This is a genomic window from Leifsonia sp. KNZ12-8B (assembly GCF_056755495.1).
The window spans coordinates 1-21,775 of record NZ_JBPGXM010000029.1; the positions used below are offsets into that span (position 1 = coordinate 1).

Below are 21,775 nucleotides of genomic sequence, written 5' to 3' on the forward strand. Positions count from 1 at the left end.
CCCCCCCCCCCCCCCCCCCCCCCCCCCCCCGCGCCCGGGCCGGGGGGGGGGGGGCGGGGGGGGGCGCCCCCCCCCCCCCCCCCCCCCCCCCCCGGCCGGTCTCCGGAGGAGCTCACGACGATCGTCGTGACCAAGTTCCATCCGGCGTCGCTGGTCCGCGAACTGGCCGCGCTCGGCGTGCGTGACGTGGGGGAGAACCGGCATCAGGAGGCGCAGGCCAAGGCGGCCGAGCTCGCCGACCTCGGCCTCACCTGGCACTTCGTCGGCCAGCTGCAGGGCAAGAAGGCCAGGCAGGTGCGGCGGTACGCCTCCGTCATCCACTCGGTCGACCGGCTCTCGCTCGTCGACGCGCTGCGGAGCGAGGAGGCGGACGTGGATGCGTTCGTGCAGCTCAACCTCACCGACGACCCCGAGCGCGGCGGCGTCGCCGACAGCGACCTGGAGCCGCTGGTGGAGCACGTGCTCGCCACACCGGGCCTCCGGCTGCTGGGCGTGATGGCCGTCGCCCCGCTGGACGAGGAGCCGGCCCGCGCGTTCGAGCGCGTCCGCGCGGCCAGCGAGCGCGTGTGCGCGCTGGAGCCGTCGGCGACAGCGATCTCGGCCGGGATGTCGCAGGACTACCGCGAGGCGATCGCCGCCGGCGCGACACACCTTCGCATCGGGACCGCCATTACCGGGAATCGGCCGACCCTTCGTTAATCTCGAAGACAAGGTTCGAGAGTGCGTGCGAGGCGTCGGCGCACAGGTTCACACGGAGGAAGCATGGCCAACCCGCTGAAGAAGACGATGGTCTACCTCGGCCTCGCCGACGAGGAGCTCGAGTTCGACGAGCAGCCCCAGGAGCAGGCGCAGCACCAGCCGCGCCGCGAGGCCGCACCCGCCCCTGCGCCGGTGCAGCCCGTCCCGCACCCCGCACCGGTCGCCCCCGTGGCCGGTCGCGCACCGGTGACCCCGCTGCGCAAGTCGTCCACCGCACGGAATGCATCGGTACAGGAAATGAACGAGATCCTCACGGTCCACCCCCGCCAATACCGCGACGCCCAGGCGATCGCCGAGTCGTTCCGCGAGGGCATCCCCGTCATCATCAACCTCTCGCAGATGAGCGAGGGAGACGCGCGGCGCCTGATCGACTTCGCCAGCGGCCTGTCGCAGGGCCTCTTCGGCAAGATCGAGCGCGTCACCCCGAAGGTCTTCCTCCTGTCTCCGTCGCACGTGGTCGTCTCCGGCGAGCACGGCGGCCAGGACGCCGAGGTCGACGCGTCCTTCTTCGCCCAGGCCTGACCGACGCCCCAGCACGAAGCGCGCCCTCCCGGTGAGGGCGCGCGTCGGCGTCTCCGGGCGCCCCCGTCCCCTGATGCTCGTCCCAGGGATGCTCCATAACGGATGCACCATACTGGGAGGGTGCTCGTCGTCTCGATCATCGCGAACGTCCTCTACGTCGCCCTCCTGATCTACTTCTTCGTCCTGTGGGCGCGGTTCGTGCTCGACCTGGTGCGCACGTTCGCCCGGCAGTGGCGGCCGAAGGGGTTCGGGCTGGTGCTCGCCGAGTCGACGTACGTGGTGACGGATCCGCCCATCCGGTTCTTCCGGCGCATCATCCCGCCGCTCTCGCTCGGGCCGGTCGCCATCGACTTCGGCTGGAGCCTGACCATGCTGGTCGTCATCATCGGCTTGTACGTGACCCTGGGTCTCAGCTGAGCATCGCCGGGATTGCGTGCCTGCGCCCCGTTATAGGGTGGACGGGCCGACGCGCCGCGAGCGGCGCGGAGTGCGCACCCGCGGCGCATTTTGCTAGCGTTGGCTGAACGCATACTTTGTTCGCCCTTCTCAAGATCTAAGGTGGCTTGCCATGGCGCTGACTCCGGAAGATGTAGTCAACAAGCGGTTTCAACCGACGAAGTTCCGTGAGGGCTACGACCAGGACGAGGTCGACGACTTCCTCGACGAGGTCGTCGTCGAGCTGCGTCGCCTGAACCAGGAGAACGAGGAGCTCAAGCAGCGCCTCGTGGCCGCCGACTCGCGCATCGCCGAGCTGCAGCGCAGCGGAGGCTCCGGCGCCGCCGCCGCTCCGGCCGCTCCCGCGGTCGACTCGGGCGAGCTCACCCGCCTCAAGCAGGAGAACGAGGAGCTGAAGCAGCGCCTCACCGCGGCGCAGCAGCAGGCCGCCGCCGCTCCCGCCTCGGCCGCCGCCGCCGCAGCAGCACCCGCTCCCGCCTTCGGTGCGACCGACGCCAACGACCCGAACGCGACCAACAACCTCCTCCAGCTCGCCCGCCGACTCCACGAGGAGCACGTGCGCGAGGGTGTCGAGAAGCGAGACGCGCTCATCGCGGAGGGGCACGCCACCGCCGCCCGCATCGTCGCCGAGGCCGAGTCGAAGCAGCGCGCCCAGATCAGCGCGCTCGACCAGCAGCGCACCGAGCTCGAGCGCCGCATCGACGAGCTCCGCAGCTTCGAGCGCGACTACCGCCAGGGCCTCAAGGGCTACATCGAGGGCCAGCTGCGCGATCTCGACTCGCAGTCGGTCGGCACGGGTTCCGGCTTCGGCCAGAACCGTCAGACCGCCTCGGTGAACGCCGGCGCCTCCGTGCCCGCCCCGGTCTCCGCGGGCTCCGACAGCTCCAGCCAGAACGAGGGCGCACAGCCCCCGGTCTTCCCCGGCTTTGGAGGCTAGTCCCTCCCGGCCCACGGTCAGCGCCCGGGCCTTGGCGATCCTGGCGGTGGTCGCGCTCTGCGTGTACCTCGTCGACCAGGTCGCCAAGGTCCTGGTCGTCTCGAACCTGTACGAGGGCCAGCAGGTCGAGGTGCTCGGCCAGCTCCTCCAGTTCCACTTCGTCAAGAACGCCGGAGCCGCCTTCTCGATCGGCAGCGGCTCCACCTGGATCTTCTCGATCGTCGGCGTCGGCGTGCTCGGCTTCGTCATCTGGTACGCGCCGCGCATCCGCTCGGTGGCCTGGGCGATCCTCTTCGGGCTCCTGCTGGGCGGGCTGCTGGGCAACCTGACCGACCGGCTGTTCCGCGAGCCGGGATTCGGTGTCGGCCACGTGGTCGACTTCCTGCAGATCCCGCTCCTGCCCGCGATCTTCAACCTCGCCGATGTCGCCATCGTGTCGAGCATGGTGCTGTTCCTCATCCTCACCATCCGCGGCATCGGCCTCGACGGCCGGCGCACCGACCGCGATGTCGACCCCGTCGATGACGACGAGGCCGGGCTGGAGGAGCCGCAGGAGGCGGCCGGCGAGCACCCCGAGAAGCCGCAGACCTAGATGGAGTCGCGCAGCTTCCCCATCCCGGATGGACTGGACGGCTCGCGCGTCGACGCGGGCCTGGCCAAGCTCCTCGGCTTCTCGCGCAGCTTCGCGGCCGAGATCGTCGAGGCCGGCGGTGTCAGCGTCGACGGCCGCGCGGTCGACAAGTCCGACCGCCTCCCCGGCGGCTCGTGGCTCGAGGTGTCGTGGCAGCCGCGCGAGGAGGTGCGGATCGTCCCGATCGCCGTCCCCGAGCTCACGATCGTGCACGACGACGACGACATCGTCGTCATCGACAAGCCGGTCGGCGTGGCCGCGCATCCCTCGGTCGGCTGGGAGGGCCCCACCGTCCTCGGCGCCCTCGCCGCCGCCGGCTTCCGCATCTCGACCTCGGGCGCGGCCGAGCGCGCCGGCATCGTGCACCGGCTCGATGCCGGGACGAGCGGGCTGATGGTGGTCGCCAAGTCCGAGCGCGCCTACACGCACCTCAAGCGCGCGTTCCACGACCGCACGGTCGAGAAGATCTACCACGCGGTCGTGCAGGGCCACCCGGATCCGCTCACGGGCACGATCGACGCACCAATCGGCCGCCACCCGCGCTCGGACTGGAAGTTCGCGGTCGTCGCCGGCGGCAAGCCGTCGGTCACGCACTACGAGACGATCGAGGCGTTCCCCGCCGCGAGCCTGCTGGAGATCCACCTCGAGACCGGGCGGACGCACCAGATCCGCGTCCACATGGCCGCCCAGCGGCACCCCTGCGTCGGCGACGCGATGTACGGCGCCGACCCCGTGCTGTCGGCCCGGCTGGGCCTCACCCGGCAGTGGCTGCACGCCGTCCAGCTCGCCTTCGAGCACCCGTCGACGGGGGAGTGGGTGACGTTCACCACGACCTACCCGGACGATCTGCAACACGCGCTCGACGTCCTGCGAGCGTCGTAGGTCGGACGTACTCTTAAGCCCTCACCCTCGACCCGGAGAAGACGTGCCCTCAAGCGATTCCTTCGTCCACCTCCACGTGCACAGCGAGTACTCGATGCTCGACGGCGCCGCGCGCGTCAAACCGCTCATCGAAGCGGCGGTCGAGCAGGGCATGCCGGCGGTCGCGGTCACCGACCACGGCAACATGTTCGGCGCCTTCGACTTCTGGCGCACCGCGACCGACGCCGGCATCAAGCCGATCATCGGCACGGAGGCGTACCTCACGCCGCGCACCCACCGCACCGACAAGACGCGCGTGCGCTGGGGCGACGGCGGCGGCGACGACGTCTCCGGCTCGGGCGCCTACACGCATATGACGATGCTCGCGGCGACGACCGAGGGCATGCACAACCTCTTCCGGCTGTCGTCGTACGCCTCCATGGAGGGCTACTACTTCAAGCCGCGCATGGACCGCGAGCTGCTGGAGCGCTACGGCAAGGGCATCATCGCGACCACCGGCTGCCCGTCCGGCGAGGTGCAGACGCGCCTCCGGCTCGGCCAGTACGACGAGGCGGTCAAGGCGGCGGCGGAGTTCCGCGACATCTTCGGCAAAGAGAACTTCTACGCCGAGATCATGGACCACGGCCTGGGCATCGAGCGCCGCGTGATGACCGATCTCATCCGCCTCGCCAAAGACCTCGGTCTGCCGCTGGTGGCCACCAACGACCTCCACTACACGCATGCCGGCGACGCCAAGAGCCACGCTGCGCTGCTCTGCGTGCAGTCGGGATCGACGCTCGACGACCCCAACCGGTTCAAGTTCGACGCGGACGAGTTCTACCTCAAGACCCCCGAGCAGATGCGGCAGCTGTTCCGCGACTACCCGGAGGCGTGCGACAACACGCTCGCCATCGCCGAGCGCTGCGACGTGCGGTTCGACACGGCCGCCAACTACATGCCGCGCTTCCCCGTCCCGGAAGGCGAGACCGAGCAGACCTGGTTCGTGAAGGAGGTCGAGAAGGGCCTCCACGAGCGCTACCCGAACGGCATCACGGAGGACGTCCGCAAGCAGGCCGACTACGAGATCGGCGTCATCTCGCAGATGGGCTTCCCCGGCTACTTCCTGGTCGTCGCCGACTTCATCAACTGGTCCAAGCGCAACGGCATCCGCGTCGGCCCCGGCCGCGGCTCCGGCGCAGGCTCGATGGCGGCATACGCCATGCGGATCACCGACCTCGACCCGCTTCAGCACGGGCTCATCTTCGAGCGCTTCCTCAACCCCGACCGCGTCTCCATGCCCGACTTCGACGTCGACTTCGACGACCGCCGCCGCGGCGAGGTCATCAAGTACGTGACCGAGAAGTACGGGTCGGAGCGCGTCGCCCAGATCGTCACCTACGGCACGATCAAGGCCAAGCAGGCGCTGAAGGACTCCGGGCGCGTGCTCGGCTTCCCCTTCTCGATGGGCGAGAAGCTCACGAAGGCGATGCCGCCGCCCGTGATGGGCAAGGACATCCCGCTCACCGGGATCTTCGACAAGGACCACCCGCGCTACAAGGAGGCCGTCGACATCCGCGCGGTCGTCGAGAGCGATCCCGAGGCCAAGACCGTCTTCGACACGGCGCTCGGCCTCGAGAACCTCAAGCGCCAGTGGGGTGTGCACGCGGCCGGCGTGATCATGTCCTCCGACCCGCTGATCGACATCATCCCGATCATGAAGCGCGAGCAGGACGGCCAGATCGTCACCCAGTTCGACTACCCGGCATGCGAGTCGCTCGGCCTGATCAAGATGGACTTCCTGGGCCTCCGGAACCTCACGATCATCAACGACGCGCTCGACAACATCCGCGACAACCGCGGAGAGGAGCTGGTGCTCGAAGACCTGGCTCTCGACGACCGCGCCGCGTACGAGCTGCTGTCGCGCGGCGACACCCTGGGCGTGTTCCAGCTCGACGGCGGCCCGATGCGCTCGCTGCTCCGCCTGATGAAGCCGGACAACTTCGAGGACATCTCGGCGCTCATCGCGCTGTACCGTCCGGGCCCGATGGGTGCGAACTCGCACACCAACTACGCGCTGCGCAAGAACGGCCAGCAGGAGATCACGCCGATCCACCCCGAGCTGGCCGAGCCGCTCAAGGACATCCTCTCGACCAGCTACGGCCTGATCATCTACCAGGAGCAGGTGATGGCCATCGCGCAGAAGGTCGCCGGCTTCTCGCTCGGGCAGGCCGACATCCTCCGCCGCGCGATGGGCAAGAAGAAGAAGTCCGAGCTGGACAAGCAGTTCGCCGGCTTCTCGCAGGGCATGGTCGACAACGGCTACTCGATGGACGCGGTCAACAAGCTGTGGGAGATCCTCCTCCCGTTCTCGGACTACGCGTTCAACAAAGCCCACTCGGCCGCCTACGGCGTCATCTCGTACTGGACGGCCTACCTCAAGGCGCACTACCCGGCGGAGTACATGGCCGCGCTGCTGACGAGCGTCGGCGACTCCAAGGACAAGATGGCGCTCTACCTCAACGAGTGCCGCCGGATGGGCATCAAGGTGCTGCCGCCGGACGTCAACGAGTCGAACCTGTACTTCGCGGCCGTCGGCCAGGACATCCGCTTCGGCATGGGCGCGGTGCGCAACGTCGGCGCGAACGTCGTCGAGGGCGTGCGGGAGGCGCGCGAGAGCAAGGGCCGGTTCGAGTCGTTCCACGACTTCTTGAACAAGGTGCCCATCCACGCCGCGAACAAGCGCACCGTGGAGTCGCTCATCAAGGCCGGCGCGTTCGACTCGCTCGGCCACACCCGCAGTTCTCTGCAAGACATTCATGAGCTTGCGGTGGAATCAGTCGTTAAGACAAAGCGCCGCGAAGCAAACGGAGATATCGGTTTTGACTTTGATGCACTTCTTGAGGAGCACGAGCGAGAGGACGCCGCGTCGACGGTTCCTCACCGGGTTGAGTGGAACAAGAAGATCAAGCTCGCCTTCGAACGCGAGATGCTTGGCCTCTATGTCTCAGACCACCCTCTCGCAGGGATGGAGTTGCCTCTTGCGAAATACGCAAGTACGTCTATCGCGGATCTCCTGGCCTCGGAGACGATTCAAGATGGTGAAACCGTCACCATCGCTGGTTTGGTGACTAGCGTCCAACATCGCGTAGCCAAAGCATCAGGCAACCAGTACGGAATGATCCAAGTTGAGGATTTCGGCGGCGAAATCACTGCCATGTTCATGGGTAAGGCCTACCAAGAGTTCTCTTCACAGTTGCAGGGTGACTCGATCGTTGTTGTACGCGGACGAGTGAGCCTCCGGGACGACGGCATGAACCTTCATGCATTCTCGCTAATGACTCCTGATTTAGGTCAAGCGGACGAGGGGGGCGGAACGCTCACAATCACTATGCAGAACCGTCGGGCCACCGAGGAAATTGCTTACCGCTTAGATGAGATTTTCAAGCGCCACCACGGTGAGAATGAGGTTCGCCTTGGTCTCATCGACGGACCGGTGATGCGAATCCAGCAGCTGCCGCGCTACCAAGTAAAGCTGAGCCCAGACCTATACGGCGAACTCAAGGGACTACTGGGCCCCTACTGCTTGGCGTAGGGGGTCAGTCGAGCTCGGCGGGCCGGTGGTAGCGGCGCTCGTGGTACAGCAGGGGCGCGTCCTCCGCGCCCAGCTCGCCGCCCTCGATCTGGACGACGACGACCGCGCTGTTGTGCACGGCGACGCGCTCGACGATGCGGCCGACCATCCACGCCGTCACATCGTTGATCACAGGGAGGCCGTGCGGCCCGCGGTGCCAGTGGTCGCCGAGGAAGCGCCGGCTGTTGTCGGCCGACAGGATCTCGGCGACGGGCTTGTTCCGCGCGCCCAGCATGTGGATGACGACGCGGTCGGTCTCCGCGATGGCCGGCCAGCTCGACGCCGACAGCGCCATGTTGAACGTGGCGAGCGGGGGCACCGCCGCCAGCGACGCCAGCGAGGTGGCCGTGAAGCCCACCGGCGCGCCGTCCGGCGTCAGCGCCGTCACAATTGCGACGCCCGCCGCGTGCCGACGGAAGGCCTGACGGAACGCGGAGAGGTCGGGCGTCGGATCGGTCGGGGGCACGGGCGCTGCGTTGTTCATACGTGGGTGAGAAGGACCGTTCGCGAGGGGATATTCCCGAAAAGGGCGGGCCGGGGGATTGCCGTTAGGCTTGACGGGCCATGATGCAGACCATCGATCTCCGCGGAGTCCAGCCTACTCGCGCCGCCTTCGAGCGCCTCGTCCCGCGTCCCGTCGTGGACGTGCAGGCCGCGATGCATGTCGCGGCCGAGCTGATCGACGACGTGCGCGCCCGCGGCGTCGCGGCGCTCGCAGAGCAGGCCGAGCGGTTCGACGGCGGCGCGCCCGCCTCGGTGCGGGTGCCGGCCGCTGACATCGCCGCCGCGGTGGAGGCGCTGCCCGGCACGGTGCGCGAGGCGCTGGAGGAGGCGATCGCGCGCGTGCGCCAGGCGACCGCCGCCCAGGTGCCCGCCCCCGCGGAGACCCGGATCGGCCCCGGCGCGACCATCGTCCAGCGCTGGCAGCCGGTCGAGCGCGCCGGGCTGTACGTGCCGGGCGGCAAGGCCGTGTACCCGTCGTCCGTCGTGATGAACGCGGTCCCGGCGCAGGTCGCGGGTGTCGCCTCGGTCGCCCTCGCCAGCCCGCCGCAGCGCGAGTTCGGCGGCGCCGTCCACCCGGTCATCCTGGGCGCGGCCGGCCTCCTCGGCATCGACGAGGTGTACGCGATGGGAGGCGCCGGCGCGATCGGCGCGCTCGCCTACGGAGTCGAGGATCTCGGTCTCGACCCCGTCCAGGTCATCACCGGCCCCGGCAACATCTACGTCGCCGCCGCGAAGCGCGTCGTGCGCGGCCAGACCGGCATCGACTCCGAGGCCGGCACGACCGAGATCCTGGTCATCGCCGACGACACGGCCGACGCGCGCTACGTCGCCGCCGACCTGATCAGCCAGGCCGAGCACGACGAGGCGGCGGCCTCCCTGCTGGTCACGGACAGCCCGGCCTTCGCCGAGCGGGTCCGCGCCGAGCTCGAGCCGCTGGTCGCAGCGACCAGGCACGCGGACCGCGTGCGCACAGCGCTCGGCGGCCAGCAGTCCGGCGTGGTTCTGGTCGACGACCTCGCCGCCGCGGCCGCCTTCAGCAACGCGTACGGCCCCGAGCACCTCGAGCTGCAGACGGCCGACACGGACGCGCTGCTCGCGCTCATCCAGAACGCGGGGGCGATCTTCGTCGGCCCGAGCTCGCCGGTCAGCCTCGGCGACTACCTCGCCGGCTCGAACCACGTGCTGCCGACCGGGGGACAGGCCCGGTTCTCGCCGGGCCTGGGCGCCTACTCGTTCCTGCGGCCGCAGCAGGTGATCCGGTACGACCGGGAGGCGCTGCGCGGCGTGGCGGACCGCATCGTCGCCCTCTCGGGGGCCGAGGACCTTCCGGCGCACGGCGAGGCCGTCAAGGTCCGCTTCGACGGCTGACCCTCCGCCCGATCCCCAGCCGCGGCCGGTAGAATCCAGGCATGTTCTGTCCTTTCTGCCGCCACCCCGACTCCCGCGTCATCGACTCGCGGACGAGCGACGACGGACTCTCCATCCGTCGCCGGCGGCAGTGCCCCGAGTGCGGGCGCCGCTTCTCGACCACCGAGACCGCGAGCCTCAGCGTCATCAAGCGCTCGGGAGTCGTGGAGCCGTTCAGCCGCGAGAAGATCGTGCTCGGCGTGCGCAAGGCGTGCCAGGGCCGCCCGGTGACCGACTCCGACCTGGCCGTGCTGGCGCAGAAGGTGGAGGAGACCATCCGCTCCACCGGCGCGTCGCAGATCGAGGCCAACGACATCGGCCTGGCCATCCTCCCGGAGCTGCGCGAGCTCGACGAGGTCGCCTACCTGCGGTTCGCGAGCGTCTACCAGGCGTTCGACTCGCTGGAGGACTTCGAGTCGGCGATCGGCCAGCTGCGCCTGTCGCACCACAGCGAGCCGGTCGACGCGCAGGCGTGAGCGCGGCAAGCCGATGCCGCGCCGCCCGCTAGTCTCGTAGCGGCATGTATCGCGCACTCTTCACCCACGTCCTGTCCAAGCTCGACCCGGAGCGGGCGCACCATCTCGCGTTCCTCGTGATCCGGGCGCTGCCGGCCGTCGGCCTCGGGGGAGCGGTGCGCCGGTTCACCGCGCCCGACCCGTCGCTGGCGGTGGAGGCCCTCGGCCTGCGGTTCGACTCGCCGTTCGGCGTCGCCGCCGGCTTCGACAAGGACGGCGAGGGCGTGCTCGGCCTCGGAGCGCTGGGGTTCGGGCACGTGGAGGTCGGCACCCTGACCGCACGCCCGCAGCCGGGCAACGACAGGCCGCGCCTGTTCCGCCTGATCCCCGACCGCGCGGTGATCAACCGGATGGGCTTCAACAACCACGGCGCCGGCGCCGCCGCGAACCGTCTGCTGACGGTCCGCCGTGCCCGCCGCCGCCCGGTGCTGGGCGTCAACATCGGCAAGAGCCGGGTGGTCGCCGTCGAGGACGCGACCGCCGACTACCTGACCAGTGCGCGCGCGCTCGCCCCGGTCGCCGACTACCTCGTCGTGAACGTCAGCTCACCGAACACCCCGGGGCTGCGCGGCCTGCAGGAGCTCGACCTCCTCGCCCCGCTGCTGACCGCCGTGAAGGAGGTCGCCGGCGACACCCCGCTGCTCGTGAAGATCGCGCCGGACCTCACCGACGAGCAGGTCGAGAAGATCGCCGGCCTCGCCGTCGATCTCGGCCTCGCCGGCATCATCGCGACGAACACCACGATCTCGCGCGACGGGCTGCGCACCGACCCCGCTGTCGTCGAGGCCGCCGGTGCCGGCGGTCTCTCCGGCGCACCGCTCGCCGCCCGCTCGCTGGAGGTGCTGCGCCTGATCCGCGCGACCGTGCCGGCCGAGCTGTGCGTCATCTCCGTCGGCGGCGTCGAGACGGCCGAGGACGTGCAGGAGCGGCTGGATGCCGGAGCCACGTTGGTGCAGGGCTACACCGCGTTCCTCTACCGCGGCCCGCTGTGGGCGCGGGAGATCAACCGCGGGCTGCTACGCCTCCGGCGTGCCCTGGTGGAAGCGTAGCCGCCAGCGCGAACCGGATCGCACCCAGAGCGAGCTGCGCAGGCTGTCGCCGCGGTCGTCGCTCGTGCGCGCGGTCAGCAGGATGACGCCATCGGCCACGCGCTCGGTGCCGAGTACCTCCAGCCCGACGGCGGCCGGGCGCTCGTCGGCGAGCGACTCGATCAGCGCGTCGCGGCCCCAGAGCCGGCCGCTGCGGCCGATCTCCTCGAAGTCGGGATGCAGCAGCTCGGCCAGGCGGGAGGCGTCGGAGCGCACCGCCGGCTCGAGCAGCTCGCGCTCCAGGCGCGCGACGACGGCCTCGTCCGACTCGACCTCGTCCAGCGGGAGGCCGTCGAACAGGTCGAACTCCAGCGCGGCGTCCTCCGCCGCGGTCGGCTCCGGCTCGGCGGCAGGCGCGGCCGGGCGGTGGACCGCCTCGCCGCGAGCGAGCGCAGCCTCCTCGGCCGCATTCGGCCAGCCAGGCCCGATCGGGATGGGGTCGCCCTTCTGGTACGCGGTCGCGACGGCGCGGGCGCGCTGGTCGGCGGCCTCGTTGAGCTCGTGGCCGGCGTGCCCCTTCACCCACTCGAAGGTGTAACGGCGGCCGTGGAGGGCGCGGTCGAGCCGTTCGAGCAGCTCGCGGTTGAGCACGGGGGAGCCGTCAGCCTTGCGCCAGCCCTTGCGCTTCCAGCCGGCCATCCACTTGGTGACCGCGTTGATGACGTACTGGCTGTCGCACAGGATGCGCAGGTCGTCGTCGACGTGGGCGGTGGCCTCCAGGAGGTCGATGACGGCCATCAGCTCGCCCTGGTTGTTGGTCCCGTGCGGCCAGCCTCCGGCCGACCAGCGGTCGTCGTCGACGTACCAGGCCCACCCGGCCGGACCGGGATTGCCGAGGGCGGAGCCGTCGGCCGCTGCGACGATCGTCACGTCAGCTCGGGTACTGGCCGCGCTTGACCTGCGGCTTCGGCAGGCGCATGACGCGCAGCTGCAGCGCACGCATGGCCGCGTACCAGCGCAGGCCGCGCTCGACCTTGGTCTTGCCGAACTTGTCGCCGATGCGGCGCGTGACCAGGAAGCCGAGGACGATGCAGTCGATCACCGCGATGAGGAAGAAGCCCCACAGTGCGAACAGCGCCCACACCTGCAGGAACGCCCACGGCAGGAAGCTCAGCACGATCACGACGAGCATCACCGGGATGAGGAACTCGCCGATCGAGAAGCGGGCGTCGACGTAGTCGCGCACGTAGCGGCGCTGCGGGCCGCGGTCGCGCTGGGTGAGGTAGCGCTCGTCGCCGTTCGCCATGCCGACGCGCGCCTTCTCGCGCGCCTCCTGCGTCTTCTGCCGCGCCTGACGGGCCGCCTCCTTGCGGTCGTTCGGCACCAGCGGGCGCTTGCGGGCGGCCTCCTGCTCGCGGCGGCTCGGCGTGGGGGCGTTCTTGCCCTGCTTGAGGCGCTCGGCCGTCTGTTCTGGGGTCTCGGTGACCGGCGTCTCCGCCTCGGTCGCCGGGTTCTGTCGTTTCGCCAACGGTCAGCCTTCGGTTGTGGGGTCCGCTTAAGATTACCCGCATGACAGACTCGCAGCCGACCCCCGTCACCGAACAGAACGACACCGAGGTCCGCGTCACGGAAGCGCTGGAGACGGGCCTGCCCGCCGCCTTCGCCGACCTGTCCCGCCTCGTCCGCATCCCCTCGGTCTCGTGGGCCGCGTACGACCCCGAGCGGGTGCGCGAGAGCGCCGATGCGGTGGCGGCGCTGTTCGAGGCGACAGGCGCCTTTGAGAGCGTCGTCGTCAAGCAGGCGCCCATCCGCGGGTCCGAGCTCGGCCAGCCCGCGGTCCTCGCGACGCGCGCCGCCAGGAACGGCCGGCCGACCGTCCTCCTCTACGCCCACCACGACGTGCAGCCGCAGGGAGACGCCGCGAACTGGGACACGGCGCCGTTCGAGCCGACGGTCCGCGGCGACCGGCTCTACGGCCGCGGCGCCGCCGACGACAAGGCGGGCGTCATGGCGCACGTCGCCGCCGTCCGGGCGCTCGTGGAGGCGCTCGGCACCGACTTCGACCTCGGCCTCGCCGTCTTCATCGAGGGGGAGGAGGAGTTCGGCTCCCGCTCGTTCGCGAACTTCCTCGCGGAGAACAAGGAGGCGCTGGCGGCCGACGTCATCATCGTCGCCGACTCCGACAACGTCGACACCGAGACCCCCGGCCTCACCGTGTCGCTGCGGGGCAACGTCACGTTCAAGCTGACCGTCTCCACGCTCGAGCACGCCTCGCACTCCGGGATGTACGGCGGCGCAGCCCCCGACGCGATGCTCGCCGCCATGAAGCTGCTCGCGACGCTGCACGACGACGCGGGATCGGTCGCGGTGGACGGATTCCTCTCCTACGAGAGCGGCCAGCAGCCGCCGGAGCTGAGCGAGGAGCAGTTCCGGGCCGACGCGGCGCTGCTCGACGGGGTCACCCCCATCGGGACCGGCCCGATCCTGTCGCGGATGTGGGATCAGCCGACCGTCACGATCACCGGCATCGACGCGCCGAGCGTCGCCAACGCCTCCAACACCCTCCTGCCCTCCGTCGCGGTCCGCGTCAGCGCCCGCGTCGCCCCCGGGCAGCCGGCCGCCGACGCCTTCGCGGCGCTGGAGCGCCACCTGCGCGCCCACGCCCCGTTCGGCGCGCACCTCGAAATCAGCGACGTCGACCTGGGCGACCCGTTCCTCGTGGACACCTCCGGCTGGGCGGCCGTCGAAGCCAAGCGCGCCATGGCCGACGCGTGGGGGAAGGAGGCGGTCGAGACCGGCATCGGCGGCTCGATCCCCTTCATCGCCGATCTGGTCCGCGAGTTCCCGGAGGCGCAGATCCTCGTGACCGGAGTCGAGGACCCGGACACGCGCGCGCACAGCCCGAACGAGTCCCTCCACCTCGGCGTGTTCAAGCGCGCAGCCCTGACCGAGGCGCTGCTGCTCGCCCGGCTCGACGGGCGCACGCGCTGAACACGGCCCGTTCCCGGAAAACCGACGTACAATCCTTCTGACTCCGCACCGGAGTCCCAACGCATCCCGTATTGGAGTCCCATGACCGACACAACGCTCACCGCGACCAAGGCCCACGGGGTCGGCCTGACCGACGCCGCAGCAGGCAAGGTCAGGAGCCTGCTCGAGCAGGAGGGCCGCGACGACCTGCGTCTCCGCGTCGCCGTGCAGCCGGGCGGCTGCTCCGGCCTGATCTACCAGCTGTACTTCGACGAGCGCATGCTCGACGGCGACGCCACCGTCGACTTCGACGGCGTGGAGGTCATCGTCGACAAGATGAGCGTGCCGTATCTCGACGGCGCCACCATCGACTTCGAGGACACGATCCAGAAGCAGGGCTTCACCATCGACAACCCCAACGCGACGGGGTCCTGCGCCTGCGGAGACTCCTTCCACTGAGCCTCCTGTAGCACACGAGAACGTAACGGGCCGCCCCTTGTGGGCGGCCCGTCGTGTTCGGATCGGGTGCTCAGTCGGAGTAGGGTAGAGACAGCCACCCACGTGTGGCTGTGAACCGTCCAAGAGTCACTCGAAAGGTCACCGGTGCGTCACAATCGCCGTCTTCGATGGGCTGCCATCCCGATCGCAGCGACACTCGCTATCGTGCTCGCGGGATGCACCCAGGCCCAGCTGCACGGATTCCTGCCCGGGTTCGTGGAGGGCGAGCAGCCCGTCACCAACCACACCGAGCGGGTCAGCGGCCTCTGGGTGACCAGCTGGATCGTCCTCCTGATCGTCGGCATCATCGTCTGGGGCCTGATCCTCTGGGCGGTCATCGTCTACCGTCGCCGCAAGGGGCAGACCGGCCTCCCGGTCCAGCTGCGGTACAACATGCCGATCGAGATCTTCTACACGATCGTGCCGCTGATCCTGGTGCTCGGCTTCTTCGCCTTCACCGCGCGCGACCAGGCCGAGATCGAGCAGCCCTGGAAGAACCCGGACCTCAAGATCCAGGTCTACGCCAAGCAGTGGGCGTGGGACTTCAACTACGTCGACGACGACGTCTACGACCCGGGCGTGCAGGTGCAGCCGGACGACAACAGCGCCACCCCCGGCTCGGTCCAGGAGGGCGAGATCCCGACCCTGTACCTGCCCGAGAACAAGAAGATCACCATCCAGCTCGACTCGCGCGATGTGATCCACTCGTTCTGGGTTCCGGCGATGCTCTACAAGAAGGACGTCATCCCCGGCAAGACCAACTACATGTACTTCGAGACGACGGGCCGCACCGGCACGTTCGTCGGCAAGTGCGCCGAGCTCTGCGGCGAGTACCACTCGGCGATGCTCTTCAACGTGAAGATCGTGTCGCAGGACGAGTACGACGCCCACATCCAGAGCCTCCGCGACAAGGGCTACGAGGGCCAGCTGGGCTCCGAGTACGACCGCAACAGCAACCTGCCTGGTACGGGCGCCCCCAAGGGCGACGAGTGACCCCGGGTAACGAGTAGGACAGATCATGACGACGACTGCACCGGCCCCCGGCGCGACCGCGGCGCCCACCCCGAGGCCCACGATCCTCTCCGCCAACGGAGTGGAGCGCAAGGGCAACATCCTCGTGAACTACATCACGTCGACGGACCACAAGACGATCGGGTACATGTACCTCGTCTCGTCGTTCGTGTACTTCCTCATCGGCGGCGTGATGGCCCTCATCATCCGTGCCCAGCTGTTCGAGCCGGGCCTGCAGGTGGTGGCCACCAAGGAGCAGTACAACCAGCTGTTCACCATGCACGGCACGATCATGCTGCTGATGTTCGCGACGCCGCTGTTCGCGGGCTTCGCCAACGTGCTGATGCCGCTGCAGATCGGCGCCCCCGACGTCGCGTTCCCGCGACTGAACGCGCTGGCCTACTGGTTCTACTCCTTCGGCTCGCTGATCGCGGTCGCCGGCTTCCTCACCCCGCAGGGCGCCGCGTCCTTCGGCTGGTTCGCCTACACACCGCTGTCGAGTACGACGTTCTCGCCAGGGGTCGGCGGCAACCTCTGGGTGCTCGGCCTCGGTCTCTCCGGCTTCGGCACCATCCTCGGTGGCGTGAACTTCATCACCACGATCATCACGATGCGCGCCCCGGGCATGACCATGTTCCGCATGCCGATCTTCACCTGGAACACCCTGGTGACCTCGATCCTCGTGCTGATGGCCTTCCCGGTGCTCGCCGCCGCGATGTTCGCGCTGGCCGCCGACCGCGTCTTCGACGCCCACATCTACGACCCGGCGAACGGTGGAGCGCTGCTCTGGCAGCACCTGTTCTGGTTCTTCGGCCATCCCGAGGTGTACATCATCGCGCTGCCGTTCTTCGGCATCGTGTCGGAGATCTTCCCGGTGTTCAGCCGCAAGCCGATCTTCGGGTACAAGACGCTGATCTACGCGACGATCGCCATCGCGGCCCTGTCCGTGACGGTGTGGGCGCACCACATGTACGTCACCGGCGGCGTCCTCCTGCCGTGGTTCTCGCTGATGACGATGCTGATCGCGGTCCCGACCGGTGTGAAGATCTTCAACTGGGTCGGCACCATGTGGCGCGGCTCGCTCACCTTCGAGTCGCCCATGCTGTGGTCGATCGGCTTCCTCATCACGTTCACCTTCGGTGGTTTGACGGGTGTCATCCTCGCCTCGCCGCCGCTGGACTTCCACGTGTCCGACACATACTTCGTTGTCGCCCACTTCCACTACGTGGTCTTCGGAACCGTGGTGTTCGCGATGTTCGCCGGCTTCTACTTCTGGTGGCCGAAGTGGACGGGCAAGATGCTCAACGACCGCCTGGGCAAGTGGCACTTCTGGCTGCTGTTCATCGGCTTCCACACGACGTTCCTCGTGCAGCACTGGCTGGGCGTCGTCGGCATGCCGCGACGGTACGCGACCTACCTCCCGTCGGACGGTTTCACCTGGATGAACCAGCTGTCGTCGATCGGCGCCGGCATCCTCGCGATCTCGATGATCCCGTTCTTCGTGAACGTGTACCTGACGGCGCGCAACGCGCCCAAGGTGACGGTCAACGACCCGTGGGGCTACGGCCGTTCGCTCGAGTGGGCCACCAGCTGCCCGCCGCCGCGCCACAACTTCACGTCGATCCCGCGCATCCGTTCGGAGTCGCCGGCGTTCGACCTGAACCACCCCGAGGCCGGCATCCCGGTCGGGGTCGGCGGGGCCAAGGACGCGCCGGACGCCCCGGTGCTCGACATCGCGAACGACGAGGTGAAGTAGCCCATGAGAGCAAACGCCATCCTGTTCTGGATCCTCGCGATCTTCTTCATCCTCTCGGCCGCGGTCTACACGCTGTGGAACCTGCTCGACCCGTTCCACCAGCGTGTGGAGTGGGTGGGCACCGTCGCACTCGTCCTGAGCGCGATCCTGGCCGCGTTCCTCGCGTTCTACATCGGCCGCTCGCACGCCTCGCAGGGCGGTGAGCTGCCGGAGGACCGCCTCGACGCCAACATCGACGACGGTGACGCCGAGCTCGGTCACTTCAGCCCGTGGAGCTGGTGGCCGGTGGCGCTCGCCTTCGGCGCGGGCCTGGTCATCCTCGGTCTCGCCGTGGGCTTCTGGATCTGCTTCATCGGCGTCGCGTTCGCCCTGGTCTGCATCGTGGGCTGGGTCTACGAGTACTACCGCGGCTACTTCGCTCGCTGAGCAACCGCGCCGCTGACAGGGGCCGCCTCCTCCGGGAGGCGGCCCCTTCTGCATGCCCGCTGGTGTGCTGCAGGCGCCGAGGGGCGTCGTTGTGTCGGAACTCCCGCTGAATACCGGCAGAATGGCGCCCCTCGATGCCGTCCGGGCGGGAGCGGGGAGGCGGTTACGGGCGTGCGGTGAGGTGGAGGACGTCCACCGAGAGGTGCGTGCGTGCCGGGACGGCCGGGGCGTCAGCCGTAGCGCGGGCGGCGGCGTGGTGCGCGGACGGGCCCATCCCGATCAGCGCGTCGTAAAGCTCAGGGGTGAGCGGGAGGTCGGCCGCGATGTGTTCGCGCGTCTGGAGGGCGTACAGGGGCGCTGAGGCGGTGATCAGCTCCTCGGCCTTGTCCTCGGGGATGTCGAGCATGCTGCCGGCGGCGCGCAGCTCGACGAGGTGGTCGGCGCGGGGCACCACGACGATGAGGGAGCCTCCCGGGCGGAGCACCCGATGGAACTCCGGCAGGTTGCGCGGGGCGAAGACGTCGAGGAGGAGGTCGCAGCGGTTCGTGCGGACCGGCAGCGGGCGCCACGTGTCGGCGACGAGCCCGTCGATGCGGCCCTCCGCTGCGCCGACCGAGCGGGCGGCCCGGGCGACGGCCGGGGCGGAGAGGTCCATCGCCAGGCCGCGGGCGGCCGGTAGCGCAGTCAGCACCGACCGCAGGTAATGGCCGGTGCCGGCGCCCGCATCGAGGATGTCGGTCACGGGACGGTCCGCGTCGACGGCGGTCGCTGTCGTGGCGAGCGCGTCCGCGATGGGGGAGTAGAGGCCGCTCTCGAGTACGGCCTCCCGCGCGTCGAGCATCGCCGCGGTGTCGCCCACGTGCTTCGTGCCGGGGCCGAGCAGGGAGATGTACCCGCGCTTGTTCACGTCGTGGCGGTGGCCGTTCGCGCAGCCGAGCGCGAGCCGGTCGACGGGGGAGAGGTCGTCACCGCACACCGGACAGCGCAGCCACGAGGCGAGGCGGTTCAGGCGGTCGGCGTCGAAGGCGGTCACGGCGGCGTCTCCAGGGTCGGTCAGCAGCGGATGGGGCGGCTGATGCGGCGGCGGATACGCGAAAGCGCCGGCGCGTTGAACGCGGCCGGCGCTTCCACGGCGGGTGGAACGGTCAGTGGTGACCGTGACCCGACTCGAGCTCACCCCGGGTCGGGGGCAGGATGCGGTCCTCGAAGAACCAGCGGGAGAGTCCCGCGCGCATCCGGTTGCCGACGGTGATCTTGCCGCGCTTGTTCGGGCGCAGCATCAGCGGCTCGTAGGCCTCGAAGCTCACCAGACGCCAGCGCTCGTAGTCGCTGAGCTGCTCGTGGACCTCGATGAACTCGCCGCCCGGGAGCTTGACGATGCGGCCCGACTCGTAGCCGTGCAGGGCGATCGAGCGGTCCTTCTTCTGCAGGGCGAGGCAGACCCGGCGCGTCACCACGAAGGCGATGAGCGGGCCGAGGAAGAGCAGCGCCTGCAGGGTGTGGATGACACCCTCCATCGTCAGCTTGAAGTGCGTCGCGATGAGGTCCGAGCTGGCCGCAGCCCAGAAGACCGCGTAGAACGTGACGCCGGCGGCACCGATGGCCGTACGGGTCGCCGCGTTGCGCGGACGGTCCAGGATGTGGTGCTCGCGCTTGTCGCCCGTGATCCATGCCTCGATGAACGGGTAGATCATGACGGTGACGATGAACAGACCGAGGATCGCGACCGGGACGATGATGTTGAACGACCAGGTGCGGTCCAGCCAGACGAACTCCCAGCCCGGCGGGACCAGACGCAGCGCGCCGTCGGCGAAGCCGATGTACCAGTCGGGCTGCGTACCCGCGGACACCGGGGAGGGGTCGTACGGGCCGTAGTTCCAGATCGGGTTGATCGTGAAGAGCGACGCCATCAGGACGACGACGCCGAACACGATGAAGAAGAAGCCGCCGGCCTTGGCCGCGTACACCGGGAGGACCGGGTAACCGACCACGTTGCCCTGCGTGCGTCCGGGCGCCGCGTACTGCGTGTGCTTGTGGATGACCACGAACATCAGGTGCAGCGCGATGAACGCGACCACGAGCGCGGGCAGCAGCAGGATGTGCAGCGTGTACAGACGGCCGACGATGGCCGTGCCGGGGAACTCGCCGCCGAACAGCAGGAACGAGATCCAGGTGCCGACCACCGGCAGGCCCTTGATCAGGCCGTCGATGATGCGGAGGCCGTTGCCCGAGAGCAGGTCGTCCGGGAGGGAGTAGCCGGTGAAGCCCTCGGCCATCGCGAGGATGAACAGCACGAAGCCGATCACCCAGTTGAGCTCGCGCGGCTTGCGGAACGCGCCGGTGAAGAAGATGCGGAGCATGTGGAGGCCGATGGCCGCCACGAACAGCAGTGCCGCCCAGTGGTGGATCTGCCGGACCAGCAGGCCGCCGCGCACCTCGAACGAGATGTTGAGCGTCGACTCCATCGCCGCCGACATCTGGATGCCCTTCAGCGGGACGTAGGAGCCGTGGTACACGACCTCGGCCATCGACGCCTGGAAGAAGAAGGTCAGGAAGGTGCCGGAGAGCAGGATGACGATGAAGCTGTAGAGCGCCACCTCACCCAGCAGGAACGACCAGTGGTCGGGGAAGATCTTGCGTCCGAACTCCTTGACGGCGCCCGAGATGCTGGTGCGGTCCTCGAGGTAGTTCGCGGCCGCTGCCGTGAACCCGCCCTTCGAGGCCGTCGTGGTTGCCGCGGGTGCGGCGGCTGTGGTGCTCAATGACGCTCCCAGAAGCTCGGGCCGACGGGCTCGGTGAAGTCGCTGCGGGCGACCAGGTAACCGTCGGCGTCAACGGTGATCGGCAGCTGCGGCAGGGGTCGCTTCGCCGGTCCGAAGATGACCTGCGCCTCGTGCGTGATGTCGAACTGCGACTGGTGGCACGGGCAGAGCAGGTGGTGGGTCTGCTGCTCGTACAGCGCCACCGGGCAGCCGACGTGCGTGCAGATCTTGGAGTACGCGACGATGCCGTCGTAGTTCCAGTTCTCGCGGCCCTTGGACACGTGCAGGTCCTCGGGCTTGAGGCGCATGAGGAGCACGGCCGCCTTGGCCTTCTCCTCCAGCAGGTTCTCGGAGTCGTTGAGCCCCTCCGGGATGACGTGGAAGGCGCTGCCGAGCGTGACGTCCGACGCCTTGATCGGGGTGCCGGAGGGGTCGCGGGTGAGGCGGACGCCCTTCTTCCACATCGTGTTGGCCAGCAGCTCGGCCGGGTCCTCACCCTGCGGCGCGAGACCGCGGAACAGGACGACGGCGGGCAGCGGGAAGGCGATCAGGGCGCCGATGAGGCTGTTGCGCACCAGGGTGCGGCGGCTGAAGCCGGACTCCTCGTCGGCCTGGCGGAAGATCTCCGCCGCGCGCTCGGTGGTCTGAACGCTGCCGCGCACCGGGTGACGGAGGTCGACGCCTTCCTTCTCGTGCATGAGGGCCTTGCCCCAGTGCACGGCGCCGATGCCGATCGCGAGGAGGGCGAGCGCGCCGCCGATGCCGATGAACAGGTTGTTCAGGCGGACGGAGCCGAGGTCGCTCTCGTTGATCGGGAACGCCAGGTAGGCGGCCACCGCCCAGACGCTGCCGACGATCGACAGGTAGAACAGCGTGTAGACCGTGCGCTCCGCACGGCGCTCCTTCTTGGGGTCGAGGTCGGTGACCCGCGGGCGGTGCGGCGGGAAGCCGGGGTTCTCGACGGCGTCGCGGACGACGACCGCCGTCCCGACATCGCCGGTACGGTGCTGGTCGGCGGCTGACGATCCAGCAGGCGTCAGCTCGTGACCGCCGTTCTCGTCCTGTGCCATTGTTCTCCTTCTTACGCTGTTTCTACGCTCA

At 69.2% G+C, this 21,775-nt stretch carries 20 protein-coding genes and 1 pseudogene; 15 read left to right on the forward strand and 6 right to left on the reverse strand.

The window, feature by feature from the left end; translation table 11 throughout:
* Positions 1 to 93: 93 nt before the first annotated feature.
* The 7 genes and pseudogenes from ACR9ZG_RS06680 to dnaE all read left to right on the forward strand — a co-directional run.
* Positions 94 to 699: pseudogene (locus tag ACR9ZG_RS06680) on the forward strand (YggS family pyridoxal phosphate-dependent enzyme); the annotation flags it as partial.
* A 63-nt stretch (positions 700 to 762) separates the two neighbouring features.
* Complete coding sequence (locus ACR9ZG_RS06685) at positions 763 to 1,281, forward strand: cell division protein SepF (protein ID WP_481284045.1); 519 nt, start codon at positions 763 to 765, stop codon at positions 1,279 to 1,281.
* A gap of 120 nt (positions 1,282 to 1,401) precedes the next feature.
* A complete protein-coding gene (locus ACR9ZG_RS06690) occupies positions 1,402 to 1,698 on the forward strand; it encodes a YggT family protein (protein WP_481284046.1) in 297 nt (98 codons plus the stop codon).
* Between the two features lie 151 nt (positions 1,699 to 1,849).
* The gene (locus ACR9ZG_RS06695; protein WP_481284047.1) at positions 1,850 to 2,674 is read left to right on the forward strand and encodes a DivIVA domain-containing protein; all 825 of its coding nucleotides are present in this window, start codon (positions 1,850 to 1,852) and stop codon (positions 2,672 to 2,674) included.
* Positions 2,675 to 2,705: 31 nt separating this feature from the next.
* Positions 2,706 to 3,266: a signal peptidase II gene (gene lspA / locus ACR9ZG_RS06700; RefSeq protein ID WP_481284048.1), complete on the forward strand. Its 561-nt coding sequence runs from the start codon at positions 2,706 to 2,708 to the stop codon at positions 3,264 to 3,266.
* Positions 3,267 to 4,187, forward strand: coding sequence for an RluA family pseudouridine synthase (locus ACR9ZG_RS06705; RefSeq protein ID WP_481284049.1), 921 nt, complete (start codon positions 3,267 to 3,269; stop codon positions 4,185 to 4,187).
* A gap of 94 nt (positions 4,188 to 4,281) precedes the next feature.
* Positions 4,282 to 7,758: a DNA polymerase III subunit alpha gene (gene dnaE, locus ACR9ZG_RS06710; protein WP_481284075.1), complete on the forward strand. Its 3,477-nt coding sequence runs from the start codon at positions 4,282 to 4,284 to the stop codon at positions 7,756 to 7,758.
* Positions 7,759 to 7,762: 4 nt separating this feature from the next.
* Here the strand turns inward: dnaE and ACR9ZG_RS06715 are convergent, their stop codons facing one another.
* Positions 7,763 to 8,281 carry a flavin reductase family protein gene (locus tag ACR9ZG_RS06715; protein WP_481284050.1) on the reverse strand — a complete coding sequence of 173 codons (519 nt, stop codon included), beginning with the start codon at positions 8,279 to 8,281 and terminating at the stop codon, positions 7,763 to 7,765.
* Positions 8,282 to 8,361: 80 nt separating this feature from the next.
* On the opposite strand from ACR9ZG_RS06715, the gene hisD reads away from it, so the two are divergent.
* From hisD to ACR9ZG_RS06730, 3 genes are read left to right on the forward strand one after another with little or no spacing between them, the layout of a single operon-like run.
* On the forward strand, positions 8,362 to 9,669 hold the full coding sequence (gene hisD / locus ACR9ZG_RS06720) for a histidinol dehydrogenase (protein ID WP_481284051.1): 1,308 nt from the start codon (positions 8,362 to 8,364) through the stop codon (positions 9,667 to 9,669).
* A gap of 41 nt (positions 9,670 to 9,710) precedes the next feature.
* A complete protein-coding gene (gene nrdR, locus ACR9ZG_RS06725; protein WP_481284052.1) occupies positions 9,711 to 10,184 on the forward strand; it encodes a transcriptional regulator NrdR in 474 nt (157 codons plus the stop codon).
* 44 nt (positions 10,185 to 10,228) lie between these two features.
* Positions 10,229 to 11,272, forward strand: a complete 1,044-nt coding sequence (locus ACR9ZG_RS06730; protein ID WP_481284053.1) for a quinone-dependent dihydroorotate dehydrogenase — start codon at positions 10,229 to 10,231, stop codon at positions 11,270 to 11,272.
* Here ACR9ZG_RS06730 and ACR9ZG_RS06735 read toward each other — a convergent pair.
* The gene (locus ACR9ZG_RS06735) at positions 11,240 to 12,181 is read right to left on the reverse strand and encodes an RNase H family protein (RefSeq protein ID WP_481284054.1); all 942 of its coding nucleotides are present in this window, start codon (positions 12,179 to 12,181) and stop codon (positions 11,240 to 11,242) included. The two genes, ACR9ZG_RS06730 and ACR9ZG_RS06735, sit on opposite strands and share 33 nt — an antisense overlap.
* Position 12,182: 1 nt before the next feature.
* The gene (locus ACR9ZG_RS06740) at positions 12,183 to 12,779 is read right to left on the reverse strand and encodes a DUF3043 domain-containing protein (protein WP_481284055.1); all 597 of its coding nucleotides are present in this window, start codon (positions 12,777 to 12,779) and stop codon (positions 12,183 to 12,185) included.
* A gap of 41 nt (positions 12,780 to 12,820) precedes the next feature.
* Here ACR9ZG_RS06740 and ACR9ZG_RS06745 point away from each other — a divergent pair, with 41 nt between their 5' ends.
* The 5 genes from ACR9ZG_RS06745 to ACR9ZG_RS06765 all read left to right on the forward strand — a co-directional run bounded on the left by ACR9ZG_RS06745 (position 12,821) and on the right by ACR9ZG_RS06765 (position 17,912).
* On the forward strand, positions 12,821 to 14,242 hold the full coding sequence (locus tag ACR9ZG_RS06745; RefSeq protein WP_481284056.1) for a M20/M25/M40 family metallo-hydrolase: 1,422 nt from the start codon (positions 12,821 to 12,823) through the stop codon (positions 14,240 to 14,242).
* 81 nt (positions 14,243 to 14,323) lie between these two features.
* Positions 14,324 to 14,680 (forward strand): iron-sulfur cluster insertion protein ErpA, encoded by a 357-nt coding sequence (gene erpA / locus ACR9ZG_RS06750; RefSeq protein ID WP_301208201.1) that lies wholly within the window; start codon positions 14,324 to 14,326, stop codon positions 14,678 to 14,680.
* A gap of 144 nt (positions 14,681 to 14,824) precedes the next feature.
* Positions 14,825 to 15,712, forward strand: a complete 888-nt coding sequence (ctaC, locus tag ACR9ZG_RS06755) for an aa3-type cytochrome oxidase subunit II (protein WP_481284057.1) — start codon at positions 14,825 to 14,827, stop codon at positions 15,710 to 15,712.
* A 25-nt stretch (positions 15,713 to 15,737) separates the two neighbouring features.
* Positions 15,738 to 17,486: an aa3-type cytochrome oxidase subunit I gene (gene ctaD, locus ACR9ZG_RS06760; RefSeq protein ID WP_481284058.1), complete on the forward strand. Its 1,749-nt coding sequence runs from the start codon at positions 15,738 to 15,740 to the stop codon at positions 17,484 to 17,486.
* 3 nt (positions 17,487 to 17,489) lie between these two features.
* Positions 17,490 to 17,912: a cytochrome c oxidase subunit 4 gene (locus ACR9ZG_RS06765; RefSeq protein ID WP_481284059.1), complete on the forward strand. Its 423-nt coding sequence runs from the start codon at positions 17,490 to 17,492 to the stop codon at positions 17,910 to 17,912.
* A 163-nt stretch (positions 17,913 to 18,075) separates the two neighbouring features.
* Here ACR9ZG_RS06765 and ACR9ZG_RS06770 read toward each other — a convergent pair whose 3' ends face one another.
* The 3 genes from ACR9ZG_RS06770 to qcrA form a co-directional block, all read right to left on the reverse strand.
* Positions 18,076 to 18,945, reverse strand: coding sequence for a methyltransferase domain-containing protein (locus tag ACR9ZG_RS06770; RefSeq protein ID WP_481284060.1), 870 nt, complete (start codon positions 18,943 to 18,945; stop codon positions 18,076 to 18,078).
* Positions 18,946 to 19,057: 112 nt separating this feature from the next.
* On the reverse strand, positions 19,058 to 20,674 hold the full coding sequence (gene qcrB, locus ACR9ZG_RS06775) for a cytochrome bc1 complex cytochrome b subunit (protein ID WP_481284061.1): 1,617 nt from the start codon (positions 20,672 to 20,674) through the stop codon (positions 19,058 to 19,060).
* The gene (gene qcrA / locus ACR9ZG_RS06780) at positions 20,671 to 21,744 is read right to left on the reverse strand and encodes a cytochrome bc1 complex Rieske iron-sulfur subunit (protein WP_481284062.1); all 1,074 of its coding nucleotides are present in this window, start codon (positions 21,742 to 21,744) and stop codon (positions 20,671 to 20,673) included. Before qcrA ends, qcrB begins: the two co-directional genes overlap by 4 nt.
* Positions 21,745 to 21,775 lie beyond the last annotated feature (31 nt).